Origin of the sequence: Burkholderia thailandensis E264, from assembly GCF_000012365.1 — a bacterium.
Classification (GTDB): domain Bacteria; phylum Pseudomonadota; class Gammaproteobacteria; order Burkholderiales; family Burkholderiaceae; genus Burkholderia; species Burkholderia thailandensis.
Genome location: NC_007650.1, coordinates 1,053,694 through 1,068,578, shown reverse-complemented (window position 1 = coordinate 1,068,578; position 14,885 = coordinate 1,053,694). Strand labels below are relative to the sequence as shown.

Genomic DNA, 14,885 nt, shown 5'->3' with positions numbered 1-14,885 from the left:
CACGCGGGCCGCGCATGCCTGCACACGGCGCGCGGCGGCGGACGCCCGGTATCGAATTCGCAGGGGCGGCGCAGCGATGCGCCGACGCACACGCCCGCGAGCCCGCGCCGCTCGCCGCCGAGGAACGGGCGCGCTCCGCGAGTGCCCGGTCGAGCACGCCAAAATGCCGCGCGCCGCGGGCGGTCGCCCGAACGCCGGGCGCGGCGCCGGCCGCCCGCGCTCGCCGCGCGTGCGTCACACGTCGCCGCCGCGCGCCGCCGCGATCAACGTGGACAGCGACTCCCGCTGCCGCCCCTGCTCGTCGAAATTTCCGGCCGCGAGCCACTGCTCGAACGCCGAGCGCAGCGCCGGCCATTCTCCGTCGACGATCGAATACCACGCGGTGTCGCGCGAGCGCCCCTTGTAGACCACGGCCTGCCGGAACAGCCCCTCGTACGTGAAGCCGTAGCGAAGCGCCGCCGCGCGCGACGGCGCGTTCAGGCTGTCGCATTTCCATTCGAAGCGGCGATAACCGAGCTCGTCGAACACGCGCCGCATCAGCAGGAACAGCGCTTCGGTGCCCGCGCATGTCTTTTGCAGCAGCGGCGAATACGCGACGAATCCGACCTCGATCACGCCGTTCGCACGATCGGCGCGCATCAGCGCGAAGGTGCCGACCGCCTTGCCGGTCGCCAGATCGACGATCGCATGATGCAACGGATCGTCGCTCGCGGCCGCCGTCTCCAGATGTGCGCGATAGCTTGCGGCATCGGCGAACGGGCCGGCGCTCATGTACGTCCAGTCGCGGCCGTCGGCGGCCGTCGCATACGCCGCATGCAGATCGTCCGCGTGCCGGCCCGGATCGACAGGTTCGATGCGGCAGAACCGGCCCTGCGCCGGCGTGCGCGGCGGCGCCGAACGCGGCTGCCAGCCGGGCACCGGCGCGCCGATCGGCTGGCCGAATTCGTTGGTATGTGCGTGGTCGCTCACGAAAAGGAATCCCGAAACGATAAACGATGAATGAAGCGCCGGTCGGCGACGAAGTCCGCGCGGCGATGCCGGATGGGGGCGTCCGGCAACGCGGCGGCGCATTCGATTGTAAGAGACGCCGGCGGGATGCGCCGCTTCGGCGGTCGGGAACGGGGGCGCGGCGATCGAGGATCGAGGATCGAGGATCGAGGATCGAGGATCGGTGATCGGTGATCGGTGATCGATGCTCGGCGTTCGGCGTTCGGCGTTCGGCGTTCGGCGTTCGGCGTTCGGCGCTCTGCGTTCGGCGTTCGATGCTCGGCGTTCGGCAAATCGGCAAGCCGCCCCGCCGTCAGCCTCCCGCCACCGCCGGCCGCGCCCCGCGCTTCAGCATGCCGACCGCGAGCGCCGTCACGAGCGTGCCGGCGGCGATCGCAAGCGCATACACGCCGAGGTGCGTGACCGCGTTCGGAATCGGCAGCACGAAGATCCCGCCGTGCGGCACCTTCAGCTCGGCGCCCGCCGCCATCGAGATCGCGCCCGTCAGCGCCGAGCCGGCGATGCACGCGGGAATCACGCGCATCGGATCGCGCGCGGCGAACGGAATCGCGCCCTCGGTGATGAACGCGATCCCGAGCACGGCCGCCGCCTTGCCCGCCTCACGCTCCTCGGCCCCGAAGCGCTGCCGGAACAGCCACGTCGCGAGCGCGATGCCGAGAGGCGGCGTCATCCCGGCCGCCATCGTCGCCGCCATCGGCGTGTACACGTGACTCGCGATCAGCCCCGCGCTGAACGCATAAGCCGCCTTGTTCACCGGGCCGCCCATGTCGAGCGCCATCATCCCGCCGAGAATCAGCCCGAGCACCACCGCGCTGCCCGCCTGCATCGAGCGCAGCCAGCCTTCGAGCGCGTGCAGCGCGGCCGCGACGGGCGACCCGACGACGTACAGCATCAAGAGCCCGACGACGAGCGTCGACACGAGCGGAATGATGAGCACCGGCTTCAGCCCTTCGAGGTTGCGGTGCAGCTTCAGGTGGCGGTTGATGAGAAGCGCCGCGTAGCCCGCGAGGAAGCCCGACACGATGCCGCCGAGAAAGCCCGCGTTCAGGCTCGCGGCGAGCATCCCGCCGACCATCCCCGGCGTGATGCCCGGCCGGTCCGCGATCGAATACGCGATGTAGCCGGACAGCACCGGCACGATCAGCGCGAACGCCGATTTCGCGCCGATCTGGAACAGCGACCACGCGAGCGTGCCCTTGTGCGCGTCGTCGAACGCATAGATGCCGCCGAGCGCGAACGACAGCGCAATCAACAGCCCGCCCGCGACGACGAACGGCAGCATGTACGACACGCCCGTCATCAGGTGCCGGTACGGGCCGCCCGCCTTCGCGGCGCGCGCCTGCTTCGCGGCGGCGACCTGATCGGCGAGCGCCGCCGCGCCCGCCGCGGCCCCGCCTTCGACGCGCGCCTCCAGGATCGCCTTCTCGATCAGCGCCGCGCCCTTGCCGATCGCGCTCTTCGTGCCCGTCTCGTAGAGCCGCTTGCCGTTGAAGCGGCTTTTGTCGACCTGCGTATCGGCGGCGATCACGACGAGGTCCGCTTCGGCGATCTGCGCGTCGGTCAGCCGGTTCTGCGCGCCGACCGAGCCCTGCGTCTCGACGTGGATCGCATGGCCGAGCGCCTGCGCGCCCTGCGCGAGCCCTTCGGCCGCCATGAACGTGTGCGCGATGCCGGTCGGGCACGACGTGATCGCGACGATCTTCAGCGGGCGCGCGGCGGCCGATCGCGAGGCGGCCGCCCCCGCGACCGAAGCGGCGGCGGCCTGCGCCGAAGCGCGCCCCGACGCGTGCGCGAGCACGGCATCCGCGTCGCGAATCGCCTCGTCGATCGACACGCGATGAATCGTCTTGCCGGCGAACGGCGCTTCGTCGATCGACGCCGGATCGTCCGCCGCGATCAGCACGGCGCTCGCCTCGCCGATCTGGTCGGCGGACAACGGCGTCTGCACGCCCAGCGCGCTGCGCGTCTCGAGCGCGAGCGCGATGCCGCGCGCTTGCGCGGCGCGGCCGAGCGCGTGCGCGGCGAAGGTCGGCGCGGCGGTCCGCGCCGGCGCCGCCACGAGTCCGATCAATTTTTCCATGACTGTCTCCGGCCTGACCGGCTTATGAATGAACGGCGCCGTCCGCCTCGGCGGCCAGCGTGAAAGTGTCGACCTCGACCTGCGCGGCGAGCGCCGCGAGCGTCGCACGATCCGGCAGATGCGGGCCGACGCGCGCGAGCTTCGCGGCCGCGAACGCGGTCGCACGGCGGCCCGTGTCGCCCCATGCGCGCGCTTCCGTCAGGCTCGCGACGAGCCCGGCGACGAAGGCGTCGCCCGCGCCGACCGTGCTCGCGACGGGCACGCGGGGCGGCGTCGCGCGAAAGACCCGGTAGGCGATCGGCCGCGGCGCGACGGCATTTGCGCCGACATCCGCGCCGAAATCCGCGCCGAAATCCGCCGCCACGCCGAGCGCGCCCTGCGCGCCGAGCGACACGACGACGCGCGCGATCCCCCGCGCGGCCAGTTCGCACGCGGCGCGCACGATCGCGTCGTCGCCGGCGAGCGCGCGGCCGAGCGCCGCCTCGAGTTCCGCGAGATTCGGCTTCGCGAGGTCCGGCAGCTCGCGCGGATCGGCGGCCGCGAGCGCGTCGGCGAGCGGCGCGCCGCTCGTGTCGAGCGCGACGCGCGCGCCCGCATCGTGCAGCGCGCGCGTCGCGCGCCGGTAGAACGACGCGTCGACGCCCGGCGGCAGGCTGCCCGCGAGCACGAACCAGCGGCCGGGCGCGGCGAGCTCGGCGATCCGGCGCTCGAGCGCGGCGACGTCGGCCGCCGCCGGCCGCGACGTCGCGAGATTGATGTCGGTCGTCTCGCCGCGCGCGTCGTCGACAAGCTTCACGTTGATCCGCGTGCGCCCCGCGATCCGCACGAAGCGGTCCGCGATCTGCTTGTCGGCGAACATCGCGTCGAACGCCGCGCCGTCGTCCGCGCCGAGCAGCCCGGTCGCGATCGTCGCGATCCCGTAGTCGGCGAGGCACCCGGCGACGTTCACGCCCTTGCCGCCCGCGTTGAACTCGAGCGATTCCGCGCGGTTCACGTCGCCGAGCGTCAAATTGCGCACGCGCACGGTCTGGTCGAGCGCCGGATTCGGCGTCACGGTCACGACGGTCGTCATGCGGCCACCCGGATCTCGGCCGAATCGAGCGCGCGCACCGCGTCGACGTCCGCGCAGTCGAGCGCGCGCGCGGCGAGCGCCGTGAGCGCGTCGAGCCGCGCGCCGCGCAGCCGCGCCTTCACCGCGGCGACGTCGCGCGCGCTCATCGACAATTCGTCGACGCCCAAGCCCGCGAGAATCGACGCGCCGAGCGGATCGCCCGCGAGCCCGCCGCACACGCCGACCCACTTGCGATGGCGGCGCGCGCCGTCGACTGTCTGCCGGATCATCCTCAGCACGGCCGGATGCAGGCTTTCGGCGAGCCGCGCGAGCTCCGGGTGCTCGCGGTCGATCGCGAGCACGTATTGCGTCAGATCGTTGGTGCCGATCGAGAAGAAATCGACGAGCTGCGCGAAGTGATCGGCGAGCGCCGCGGCCGACGGCGTCTCGACCATGATGCCGAGCGGCACCTTCGGCGCATCGAGCTCGGCGCGCACGGTCTCGGCGAGCGCGAGCGCCTCGCGCGCCTCATCGAGCGTCGACACCATCGGGAACATGATCCAGAGCGGCCCCGCCTTCGCCGCGCGATACAGCGCGCGCAACTGCGGCACGAACAGGTCCGGCCGCCGCAGGCACAGGCGCAGCCCGCGCACGCCGAGGAACGGATTCGATTCGTGCGGCAGGTTCAGATACGGCACCTGCTTGTCGCCGCCGATGTCGAGCGTGCGGATGATGAGCCGCCGGCCGCCGCTCGCGTCGACCATCTGCCGGTAGCACGCGTATTGCTCGTCCTCGTCGGGCGCGTCGCGCCGCTCGAGGAACAGGAACTCGGTGCGCATCAGGCCGACGCCGTCCGCGCCCTGCGCGAGCGCGTCGGCAACCTGCGCGGGCCGCGTGATGTTCGCGCCGATCTCGATCACGTGGCCGTCGAGCGTCGCCGCGGGCAGCGCGCGGTTCGCGCTCGCGCGCCGCCGCTCGTCGGCGAGGCGCTGCTCGACCTGCCGCGCGCGCTCGGCGTCGCGCGCCGACACGCCGACGTAAAGCCGCCCGGCATTGCCGTCGAGCACCGCGCACGCGCCGTCGGCCACGTCCATCAGCGTCGCGCCGCACGCGACCGCCGCCGGCACGCCGAGCGTGCGCGCGAGGATCGCCGTGTGCGACGTCGGGCCGCCCGCGACCGTGCAGAAGCCGAGCGTCACGGCCGGGTCGAGCTGCGCGGTGTCGGACGGCGTCAGGTCTTCGGCGATCAGGATCGCCGGCGCGCGCGCGCCGGCGCCGCCCGCCGCGTCGCGCGCGGGGCCGCCCGTCTCGCCGAGATGCCGCAGCACGCGCCGCGCGACGTCGCGCAAATCGGCGGCGCGCGCGGCGAGGAGCGGATCGGGCAGCGCGGCGAGCCGCTCGGCCTGCGCGTCGGTCGCGCGATGCCACGCCCACGCGAGCCCGTGCCCGTCGACGGTCAGCCGCGCGACCTCGCCGAGCAGCGCGGCGTCGTTCAGCAGCTCGCGCTGCGCGACGAAGATCTCGCCCTCGGCCGCGCCGAGCCGCGACGCCGTCTCCCGTGCAAGCGCATCGAGCTCGGCCGCGGTGTCGGCAAGCGCGCGCTCGAGCCGGTGCGACGCGTCGAGCGCGTCGCCCGGCCGGTCCTCGACATCGACGCGCGTCGCGCGCAGCACGCGCACCGGCCCCGTCACGAGGCCCGGCCCCGCGCCGACGCCTTCGATCGCGGCCGCCGGGTCCTCGGGCGTCCACAGCGCGGGCTGCGCGCTCTGCCGGCGCGCCTGCGCCGCCGCCGCGCGCGCGTGCTCCTCGGCGGCGAGCGAGCCGATCGTGCGTGCGAGCGCGGCGAGCGCATCGGCCGCGTCGACGCCTTGCGCCGACACGACGAGCCGCGCCTGCGCGGTCGCGCCGAGCTGCAACAGACTGACGAGGTTCTTCGGATCGGCGGCGAGCTCGCCGCAGCGCACGCGCAGCGCCGCCTGGTAGCGCTTCGCGGTGGCGACCCACGCGCTCGCGGGCCGCGCGTGCAGGCCGTGCGGATAGTCGAGGATCAGATCGAGCTTGTGCGCGTAGTCGGCGGGCGTCGCCGCGACGGCGGCGGCGGCGGTGGGCGCGCCGCCGGCCGCGTTTGCCGGCCGCGCGCCGTTCAGCGCGTCGACGATCGCGCGCGAATCGCGCGCGGCGAGCAGCCGCTCGAGCTGCGCCGGATCGCCGATCAGCCGGGTCAGGCGCTGCAGCAGCACGATGTGCTCGTCGGACTGCGCGGCGATCGCGACGACGAGCCGCGCGCGCTCGCCGCCCTGCCATTCGACGCCGTCCGGCAATTGCAGCACCGCGACGCCCGTGCGGCGGATCAGGTGGCGGTCCTCCTGCAATCCATGCGGGATCGCGACGCCGCTGCCGAGATACGTGTTCGACACCCGCTCGCGGCCGAGCAGGCTGTCGACGTAGCCGGGCTCGATGACGCCCGCCGCGACGAGCAGCGCGCCGGCCTGGCCGATCGCATCGTGTTTCGAATCGGCCTTCGCGCCGAGCCGGACGAGTTCCGCGGTGAGCAACGGCGGCATCGCGTCTCCTGGGATGAGTCGTTGGAATGTGCGTATTGAAATCGATACCACTTTGACCGTCAAGCGTTCCCCGATTTTGGGAAAGCGCGTGAAATGTGCGGCAAGCGCCGATAGAATAGGCGAACGGCCTGTCCGCGGGCGGTGACGGCGCATACGCCGGGGTTCGCTTCCGCCGCCGCGATTCAGGGTAAATACCGACCCCGAAGAGAAATCGATTTCAGTCGTCATGGCGTTACGAATCAAGGATGTCGCGGAAGCGGCGGGCGTGTCGGTCGCGACGGTCTCGCGCGTGCTGTCGAACAGCGGCCCGGTGCGCGACACCGTGCGCCGCCGCGTGCTCGAGGTGATCGAGCGGCTCGACTATCGGCCGAACGCGGCCGCGCGCCGGCTGCGCTCGGGCGATACCGCGACGATCGGCCTCATCGTGTCCGACGTGCGCAACCCGTTCTTCACCGAGGTGAGCCGCGCGGTCGAGGACGCCGCGTACGCGCAAGGCATGCGCGTGATTCTCTGCAACACCGACGAGAGCCCGGAAAAGGAAGCGATGTACCTGCGGCTGATGGAAAGCGAGCGCGTGACGGGCGTCATCTATTCGCCGACGTACGACGCCGCGCGGCGGTTCGACGCGCGCGCGCACGCGTTTCCGGTCGTGATGATCGACCGCGCGGGCCCGGCGGGCGCGGCCGACGCGGTCACGCTCGACAATCGCGACGCGGCGACGCGGCTCGTCGAGCATCTGGTCGAGCACGGCTACCGGCGCGTCGCGGGGCTGTTCGGCAACGCGAGCACGACGGGCCGCGAACGGCACGCGGCGTTCGTCGACGCGCTGCGCCGCCACGCGCTGCCCGCCGACGCGGAATTCGTCGATCCGCATCCGCAGGCGGCGCACGCGCGCGTGCACGCTTGGCTTGCCGGCGACGCGGCCGCGCGCCCCGACGCGATCGTCGCGAGCAACGGCCTGCTGCTGCTCGGCGCATATCGCGCGCTGCGCGAGCACGGCGCGCGCGTGCCGGACGACGTCGCGCTCGCGGGCTTCGACAACGACGCGTGGACGGAACTCGTCACGCCGGGCGTGACGGTGATCGCGCAGCCCGTCTACGAGATCGGCAAGAACGCGATGCAGTTGCTCACGCAGCGGCTCGCCGATCCGGCGATGTCGGCGCGCACGCTGGTGCTGCCGGGCGAGCTGATCGTGCGGGGGTCGACGGCGGCGCGGGCGGCGGGCTGACCGGCGCGGCGTTCAGCCGGTCGATCGGTCGACCGCCCCGCCGTCGACGACTTCCTCGAATCGCGCGCCTCACGCGAGGAACGCGTTGTCGCTCGAATCGACGCCGCGCCGCTCGCCGTCTCACGCGTGCGCGCCCCGATCGCCGCCGAGCGCGAGCCCGTCGACCACCGCCTGAACCCCATCCGCCGCGCCCGGCGCGGGCGAGCGCAGCGCAAACGACGCGCCCGCGCCCTTCGCGATCGCGTCGACGATCGCGAGCCCGAGGCCGCTGCCCTTCGCCGCCGTCGCGCCGCGCTCGAACGGCTTCGTCAAACGCTCGAGCTCGGCGGCCGCCAGCACCGGCCCGCGGTTCGTCACGCTGAGCGCGCCCGCCGCCGACAGCACGACCTGCACCGGCTCCGTCGTCGCCCCGTGCTTGAGCGCGTTCTCGACCAGATTGCGCACGACGATCGCGAACGCGTCCGGATCGATCCGCGACGTCACGGCCGCGCCGGGCAGATCGAGCGCGATCGCGCGGTCGCGCGCGACGCGCCGGAAATCGTCGACGACGAGCGCCAGCACCGGCCGCAGATCCTGCGGCGTATCCGCGAGCACACGCCCGTCCTCGGCCTTCGCGAGCTGCATCAACTGCTCGCTGACCCGCGACAGCGTGTGCAGCGCCCCCTCGACCCGCTGCGCGCGCTCGCGCAGCGGGTCGGACGGCGCCTCGGCGATCAGCCGCTGCGTCTGCGCGAGCGCCGCGGCGATCGGCGTGCGCAGCTCGTGCGCGCTGTTCGCGGTGAAGCTGCGCTCGGCGGCGAGCGCGCGATCGAGGCGCGCCATCAGCTCGGTGACGGCATCCGCGACGGGCGCGATCTCGGTCGGCAGCCCGCTCTTGTCGAGCGGCGTCAGATCGTTGCGGCCGCGCGCGGCGATCGCGTCGCAGAAGCGCCGGATCGGCGTCAAGCCGGAGCGCACGATCAGCCAGATCCCGAACAGGCCGGCCGGCAGGAACAGCGCGAGCGGCCTCACGACCGCGAACGCCGCCCGCACTTCCGCGCGCCGGCGCGTCGCGAGCGGCTCCGCGATCAGCAGCGTGACCGTGCCCTGCAGCACCGTCTCCGCATACACCCGATGCGTCGCGGTGCTGGCGAAGCCCGCTTTCAGATTCTTCGGAAAGATCGACGCGTCCGCGTCGTGCGAGCGCAGCAGCAACTTGCCGGTCTCGTCGCGCACGACGTACGTCAGCAACTCGTCGTGCGCACGGACCTCCGCGATGCGGGCGCCGCCGTCACCGTCGCCGTCGTCGCCGTCCGAATCGCGCCCGACGATGTCCATCACGGCGAGCGGCAGCAGCCGCTGCGCGGTTTCCTGCAGCGCGCTGTCGGACATCCGCTCGACCTCGGCGCGCAACACGTAGAACGCGGCCGTCCCGGTCGCGAGCGAAAACACGACGAAGCCCGCCACGAGCGCCGCCGCGAGCCGTCCCTGCAGGCTGCGCGGCATCGCTAGTCCCGCCTCAAGCGGTAGCCGAGGCCACGCACGGTCTCGATCAGGTCGGCGCCGAGCTTCTTGCGCAGGCGGCTCACGTGAACCTCGATCGTGTTGCTCCCGACTTCGTCGCTGAACGAATACAGCCGCTCTTCGAGCTGCGATTTCGACAGGAGCATCCCCGGATGCTGGATCAGCGTTTCGAGCAACGCCCATTCGCTCGCGGTCAGGTCGATCCGCGCGCCGCCGCGCATCACGCTGCGCGCGGCGGTGTCGACCGAGAGCTCGCCGAGCTTCACCAGCGGATTCGGATTGCCCGAATAGCGGCGCGCGACCGCGCTCACGCGCGCGGACAGCTCGGACAGGTCGAACGGCTTCACCAGATAATCGTCCGCGCCGGCGTTCAGCCCGGCGATCCGGCTCGCGACCTGATCGAGCGCGGTCAGGATGATGACGGGCACCGTCGAGCCGCCCGCGCGCAGCTCGCGCAGGAAATCGAGGCCGCGGCCGTCGGGCAGCAGCAGGTCGAGCAGGATCAGATCGTAGGTTGCGACCGCGACGTGCCGGCGCGCGTCGGCGAGGTTGCCGACGAAGTCGGTCGGATGCCCGTCTTTCTCGATCTGGTCGCGGACGGCTTCCCCGAGCCACGGATCGTCTTCGACGAGAAGCACTCTCATGCGCGTGTCCTGATGAATGGCGTGGCGCGACTCTGCCACCCGAACCTGAAGCGAACATGAAGAAAAAGCGGCGCATCCGCAAGCTTCGCTTCAGGTACCGAGCGCATTGTAGAGCCCAACGATCCGAACAGGAGATATCCCGCAATGAAAACCTCGCGACTGATCAAGAGCGCGGCGCTCGCCTCACTCGCCTCGCTCGTGCTGGTCGGCACGCTCGGCATCCGCGCGGCGGTGGCGGACAGCGGCGACGACTGCCGCGCGCCGCTCGCCGACTGGAAGCCGCGCGATGCGGTGCACGCGCTGGCGCAGCAAAAAGGCTGGCGCATCGACAAGCTGAAGGCCGACGACGGCTGCTACGAGATCAAGGGCCACGACGCCGGCGGTAAGCGCTTCAAGGCGAAGCTCGATCCCGTGACGCTCGACGTCTTGCGAATGAAGCGCGAGGGCGACCGCGAGCGAGAACACGGCCACGACGACGGCGACAGCGACGATCACGGCCGCGCGCCGGATGCGCGCGCCGCCGCCGGCGGCCCGCCGGCAGGCGCGCCGCCTGGCGGCGTGCTGAAGCCGGGCTCGAAGCCGGACGTGCAGATTCGCTGAGCCGCGGCGCGCAGCGGTTCCGCGGCGCCGCGCGGCATGCCGCCGCGTCGCGCCGGCGGTTCGGTCGATCGCCCCATCGATCGCTCATCGATCACCCATCGAAGGCGTCGATGGAGCCGGCCCCGGCACGGCCGCAGGCGGTCGCGAACGGCGGCCCGTCTGCGTCAACCCGCAACGAACCATGCGAGGCGTGCGGCCGGCACGCTCGGGCACGGCGCCCGCTGCCGCCCCACGCCATCGCAACTATCGCCAGACCGGCGTCGCCCTGCGGCGCCGGCCGGAAACCGGTCGCCCGGACGGCGCGTGCGCCCCGCCTCATCGCCGCCCGCGCCGCCCTCCTCACCGAAACCAGGAGAACCCAGATGAAACACGCATTGCCGATCGCGGCGCTGGCAGGCGCGCTCGCCGCGCCGTCGCTCGCTTCCGCGCGCCAGGTCACGTTCGAGACGCAACTCGCCAATTACGGCGGCGACGGCGCATACGTCGTCCTGTACGTCACCGATCGCGCGGGCCACTACCAGGGCACGCTGTGGATGGCCGGCCGCCAGACGAAGTACTACCGGCACCTGCGCGACTGGTATCGCGCAACGGGCGGATCGGCGCGGCTCGACGGCATCACGGGCGCGAGCGTCGGCGCGGGCAGGACGCTGCGCGCGACGCTCGACGTCGCCGACTCGCTGCTCGACGCCGGCTACGAGATCCACATCGACACCGCGGTCGAGGACATGAACGAGAACCCGTCGGAAGTCGCCGTGCCGCTCAACGCGGCGGGCGCCGGCAAGGCGGTCAAGGGTCGCGGCTACGTGAAGTCGTTCCGCTATTCGCTGTAGCACGAAGACGAGAGGCCCCCCATGCTGCGCAAGCTTCATTCGATTCCCGGCCTGATCGCCGCCGCCCTGCTGATCGTCGTCACGCTGACAGGCGCGGCGCTGTCGATCCAGCCCGCGCTCGAGCGCGCGGCCGTCGCCGGCATGCCGCGCGCGCCGCTCGACGTCGCGACGCTCGCCGGCCGCGTCAGCGCGCACGTGCCCGGCGTCGAAAAGCTCGTGCGCCGGCCGTCCGGCGAGATCGTCGCGTACTACGCGACCGCCGACGGGCAGCGCGCGTCGATCGTCGATCCGTCGACGGGCGCGCCGGGCGCCGATTATCGGCCGTCGCCCGTCGTGCGCTGGCTGATGAATCTGCATCGCAAGCTCTTTCTCGGCGACACGGGACGGATCGCCACGGGCGCGACCGCCGCCGCGATGCTGTTCATCGCGCTGTCCGGGCTCGCGCTGCTCGCGCGCCGGATGGGCGGCTGGCGACGCCTGGCCGGCCGGATTCGCGGCGACGGATTGCAGCGGCTGCACAACGAGACCGCGCGCGTCGCACTCGCGGGGCTCGTGCTGTCGGCGCTCACGGGGCTCGTGCTGTCGCTGTCGACGTTCGGCGTGATTCCCGAGCGCGGCGCCGCGTCGGCGAGCGCGTTCGACGCGGGCTCGGACATCGCCGCCGGCCCCGCGAAGACGACGATGCCCGTCGCGCAAATGGCGGCGCTGCGTGCAACCGATCTGTCGACGCTGCGCCAACTGACGTTCCCCACGCCGGACGAGCCTCGCGGCGTCATCGAATTGAAGACGACCGACGGCACCGGCTACGTCGATCCGTCGACGGGCGCGTCGCTCGCCTACCAGCCCGCCGACGGCTGGCAGCGCCTGCACGCGCTCGTGAAGATGCTGCACACGGGCGAAGGGTTGTGGTGGCTCGGGCTCGTGCTGGGCGCGTCGTCGCTCGCGACACCGCTGCTCGCGGTGACGGGCGTGATGCTGTGGGCGCGCCGGCGGCGCGCGCAGCCGAAGCTCACCGGCAACGCGCCGGCGCGCGACGCGGACACCGTGCTGCTCGTCGGCAGCGAAGGCAACAGCACGTGGGGCTTCGCGCTGGCCCTGCAAGCGGCGCTCGCGCGGGCGGGCGCACGCGTGCACGTCGCGCCCATGAACGACGCCGCGCGCAGCTACCGCGCGGCGCGGCGGGTGCTCGTGCTGACCGCGACTTACGGCGACGGCGACGCGCCGGGCAACGCGCAGCAATTCCTGCCGAGGCTCGCGAGGCTGTCGGCGGCGCAACACACGTCCTTCGCCGTGCTCGGTTTCGGCGACCGTCAGTTTCCGCGGTTCTGCGGCTACGCACGTAGCGTCCACGATGCGCTCGTCGCGAAGGGCCTCACGCCGTTGCTTGATCTCGGCACCGTCGACAGGCAGTCGGAGCACGAATTCCGCGCATGGTGCGCACGGCTCGGCGAAGCGCTCGGGCTCGCGCTCGACATCCGCTACACGCCGGCGCTGCCGCGCACGATCCCGCTCACGCTCGTCGAACGCGAAGACCACGGCGCCGACCCGCAAACCGTGATGTCGGTGTTGCGCTTCGCGCCCGCCGAGCGGCACGCACGCGCCGGACGAGCGGGGCATGCCGCCCGCCTGCTTGCGCGATGGGCCGCGTTCTCCCGGCGGCGGCTGCCGCCGTTCGAGACGGGCGATCTGCTCGGCGTCGCGCCTCCGGGCGAAACGTCGCCGCGCCACTACTCGCTCGCGAGCGCCTCGTCGGACGGCGTCGTCGAGATCTGCGTGCGCCGCCATCCGAACGGCGCGTGCTCGAGCTATCTGACCGGCCTGCGCCCGGGCGACACGATCGAAGCGTTCATTCGCTCCCATGCACGCTTCCGCCCGCACGCGGGCGACGCACCCGTGATCCTGATCGGCGCGGGCACCGGCATCGGTCCGCTGATCGGCTTCATCCGGCACAACGCCGCGCGCCGCCCGATGCATCTGTACTTCGGCGCGCGCAACCCGAACGACGGCTTCCCGTATCGCGACGAGCTCGACGGCCTCGTCCGCGACCGCCGGCTGCGCGCGCTGACCACGGCGTTCTCGCGCGCGGAACGCCGGGCGTACGTGCAGGACCGGCTCGTCGCCGACGCGCGCAACCTGCGCGATCTCGTCGCGCACGGCGCGCAGATCATGGTGTGCGGCGGCCGCGCGATGGCCGACGGCGTCACGCGCGCGTGGGAGCGCATCCTCGCGGACTCCGGCTTGTCGGTCGCGCAATTGAAAACGCAGGGGCGTTATGTCGAAGACGTCTATTGAATGGTCGCCCGGCGCGCGGCTGAATCGCTGCCGCGCAAGCGGCGCGACGATGGGCACGCGGTACGGCGTGCAGTTCTACGCGCCGCCGACGGCCGACGCGAAGGCGATCGCGGCAGAGCTCGACGCGGCGGTGCGCGCGGTCGACGCGCAGATGTCGAACTGGAAGGCCGACTCCGATCTGTCGCGGCTCAATCGCGCGACGCCCGGAAGCTGGACGCCGACCTCGGCCAACCTCGCGGCAGTGCTCGTGCGCGCGCTGGAAATCGGTCGCGAGACGGGCAACGCGTTCAACATCGGCGTCGGCGCGCTCGTCGACGCGTGGGGATTCGGGCCGGGAGCGGCGGCGAACGAACGAGCGGCGAGCGGATGCGCAGAGAATCGACACGCAGCGCGCCCGGCCGACGCCACGCGCATGCCGAGCATGATCGGGCGCACGACCGGGCGCACGACCGACGTAGGCCGCGCATCGAACATGCGCGGCGCTTTGCCGTCGCCGTGCCGCCCGATCGACGAACTGCTCGAAGTCGACGTCGCGCGCGGCCGCGCACGACGGTTTGCGGACGTCGCATTCGACCTGTGCGGAATCGCGAAAGGCTTCGGCGTAGACGAGCTCGCGCGCGTGCTCGATCGCCACGGCATCACGGCGTGGCTCGTCGGCATCGACGGCGAGCTGCGCGCACGCGGATGCAAACCGGACGGCTCGCCTTGGGCGATCGCGCTCGAAGCGCCCGACTACGACCGGCGCGGCGCGATGGGCGCGATCGATCTCGTCGACGCGGCCGTGGCGACGTCCGGCGATTACCGGCATTGGGCCGACATCGGCGGCAAGCGCATCTCGCACACGATCGATCCGCGCGCCGGCGCGCCGCTGCACGGCGGCATCGCCTCGGTCACGGTCGTCGCGCAAGACTGCACCGACGCGGACGCGTACGCAACCGCGCTGATGGTGCTCGGCGAGCAGGCGGGACGCGCGCACGCCGAGCGCCTCGGGCTCGACGCGCTGTTCGTCGTGCGCGACGGCGATGCGATGCGCACGATCGGCTGCGGCTTTTTCGCGAACGCGCGGCCCGCCGGCTGACCGTGCG

Annotated in this window: 11 protein-coding genes; 5 read left to right on the top strand and 6 right to left on the bottom strand. The window is 72.6% G+C overall.

What is annotated here, in order from left to right; all coding sequences use genetic code 11:
- Positions 1 to 234: 234 nt before the first annotated feature.
- From BTH_RS04705 to ptsP, 4 genes are all read right to left on the bottom strand, one after another.
- Positions 235 to 969, bottom strand: coding sequence for a GNAT family N-acetyltransferase (locus tag BTH_RS04705; protein ID WP_009896261.1), 735 nt, complete (start codon positions 967 to 969; stop codon positions 235 to 237).
- Between the two features lie 331 nt (positions 970 to 1,300).
- Complete coding sequence (locus BTH_RS04700) at positions 1,301 to 3,088, bottom strand: PTS fructose-like transporter subunit IIB (protein WP_011401072.1); 1,788 nt, start codon at positions 3,086 to 3,088, stop codon at positions 1,301 to 1,303.
- Between the two features lie 22 nt (positions 3,089 to 3,110).
- The gene (locus BTH_RS04695) at positions 3,111 to 4,160 is read right to left on the bottom strand and encodes a 1-phosphofructokinase family hexose kinase (protein WP_009896257.1); all 1,050 of its coding nucleotides are present in this window, start codon (positions 4,158 to 4,160) and stop codon (positions 3,111 to 3,113) included.
- Positions 4,157 to 6,703 carry a phosphoenolpyruvate--protein phosphotransferase gene (ptsP, locus tag BTH_RS04690; protein WP_009896256.1) on the bottom strand — a complete coding sequence of 849 codons (2,547 nt, stop codon included), beginning with the start codon at positions 6,701 to 6,703 and terminating at the stop codon, positions 4,157 to 4,159. Before ptsP ends, BTH_RS04695 begins: the two co-directional genes overlap by 4 nt.
- Positions 6,704 to 6,929: 226 nt before the next feature.
- On the opposite strand from ptsP, the gene BTH_RS04685 reads away from it, so the two are divergent.
- A complete protein-coding gene (locus BTH_RS04685) occupies positions 6,930 to 7,931 on the top strand; it encodes a LacI family DNA-binding transcriptional regulator (RefSeq protein WP_009896254.1) in 1,002 nt (333 codons plus the stop codon).
- 120 nt (positions 7,932 to 8,051) lie between these two features.
- On the opposite strand, the gene BTH_RS04680 is transcribed toward BTH_RS04685, so the two are convergent.
- Together BTH_RS04680 and BTH_RS04675 are read right to left on the bottom strand one after the other, a co-directional pair.
- Positions 8,052 to 9,416, bottom strand: coding sequence for a sensor histidine kinase (locus BTH_RS04680; RefSeq protein ID WP_009896252.1), 1,365 nt, complete (start codon positions 9,414 to 9,416; stop codon positions 8,052 to 8,054).
- Between the two features lie 2 nt (positions 9,417 to 9,418).
- Positions 9,419 to 10,078 carry a response regulator gene (locus BTH_RS04675; protein ID WP_009896250.1) on the bottom strand — a complete coding sequence of 220 codons (660 nt, stop codon included), beginning with the start codon at positions 10,076 to 10,078 and terminating at the stop codon, positions 9,419 to 9,421.
- A 144-nt stretch (positions 10,079 to 10,222) separates the two neighbouring features.
- Here BTH_RS04675 and BTH_RS04670 point away from each other — a divergent pair, with 144 nt between their 5' ends.
- From BTH_RS04670 to BTH_RS04655, 4 genes are all read left to right on the top strand, one after another.
- Positions 10,223 to 10,678 carry a PepSY domain-containing protein gene (locus BTH_RS04670; RefSeq protein ID WP_009896248.1) on the top strand — a complete coding sequence of 152 codons (456 nt, stop codon included), beginning with the start codon at positions 10,223 to 10,225 and terminating at the stop codon, positions 10,676 to 10,678.
- 362 nt (positions 10,679 to 11,040) lie between these two features.
- The gene (locus BTH_RS04665) at positions 11,041 to 11,508 is read left to right on the top strand and encodes a DUF2271 domain-containing protein (RefSeq protein WP_009896247.1); all 468 of its coding nucleotides are present in this window, start codon (positions 11,041 to 11,043) and stop codon (positions 11,506 to 11,508) included.
- A 21-nt stretch (positions 11,509 to 11,529) separates the two neighbouring features.
- Positions 11,530 to 13,800, top strand: a complete 2,271-nt coding sequence (locus tag BTH_RS04660) for a PepSY domain-containing protein (RefSeq protein WP_009896244.1) — start codon at positions 11,530 to 11,532, stop codon at positions 13,798 to 13,800.
- A complete protein-coding gene (locus BTH_RS04655) occupies positions 13,781 to 14,878 on the top strand; it encodes an FAD:protein FMN transferase (protein ID WP_009896242.1) in 1,098 nt (365 codons plus the stop codon). Before BTH_RS04660 ends, BTH_RS04655 begins: the two co-directional genes overlap by 20 nt.
- The last annotated feature ends 7 nt before the right edge of the window (positions 14,879 to 14,885 follow it).

What these genes read in the sequence shown, in the direction of transcription:
- ptsP (WP_009896256.1), bottom strand. Translation starts at nt 6,703, where the DNA reads ATGCCGCCGTTGCTCACCGCGGAACTCGTCCGGCTCGGCGCGAAGGCC.
- BTH_RS04670 (WP_009896248.1), top strand. Translation starts at nt 10,223, where the DNA reads ATGAAAACCTCGCGACTGATCAAGAGCGCGGCGCTCGCCTCACTCGCC.
- BTH_RS04675 (WP_009896250.1), bottom strand. Translation starts at nt 10,078, where the DNA reads ATGAGAGTGCTTCTCGTCGAAGACGATCCGTGGCTCGGGGAAGCCGTC.
- BTH_RS04665 (WP_009896247.1), top strand. Translation starts at nt 11,041, where the DNA reads ATGAAACACGCATTGCCGATCGCGGCGCTGGCAGGCGCGCTCGCCGCG.
- BTH_RS04695 (WP_009896257.1), bottom strand. Translation starts at nt 4,160, where the DNA reads ATGACGACCGTCGTGACCGTGACGCCGAATCCGGCGCTCGACCAGACC.
- BTH_RS04680 (WP_009896252.1), bottom strand. Translation starts at nt 9,416, where the DNA reads ATGCCGCGCAGCCTGCAGGGACGGCTCGCGGCGGCGCTCGTGGCGGGC.
- BTH_RS04685 (WP_009896254.1), top strand. Translation starts at nt 6,930, where the DNA reads ATGGCGTTACGAATCAAGGATGTCGCGGAAGCGGCGGGCGTGTCGGTC.
- BTH_RS04660 (WP_009896244.1), top strand. Translation starts at nt 11,530, where the DNA reads ATGCTGCGCAAGCTTCATTCGATTCCCGGCCTGATCGCCGCCGCCCTG.
- BTH_RS04700 (WP_011401072.1), bottom strand. Translation starts at nt 3,088, where the DNA reads ATGGAAAAATTGATCGGACTCGTGGCGGCGCCGGCGCGGACCGCCGCG.
- BTH_RS04655 (WP_009896242.1), top strand. Translation starts at nt 13,781, where the DNA reads ATGTCGAAGACGTCTATTGAATGGTCGCCCGGCGCGCGGCTGAATCGC.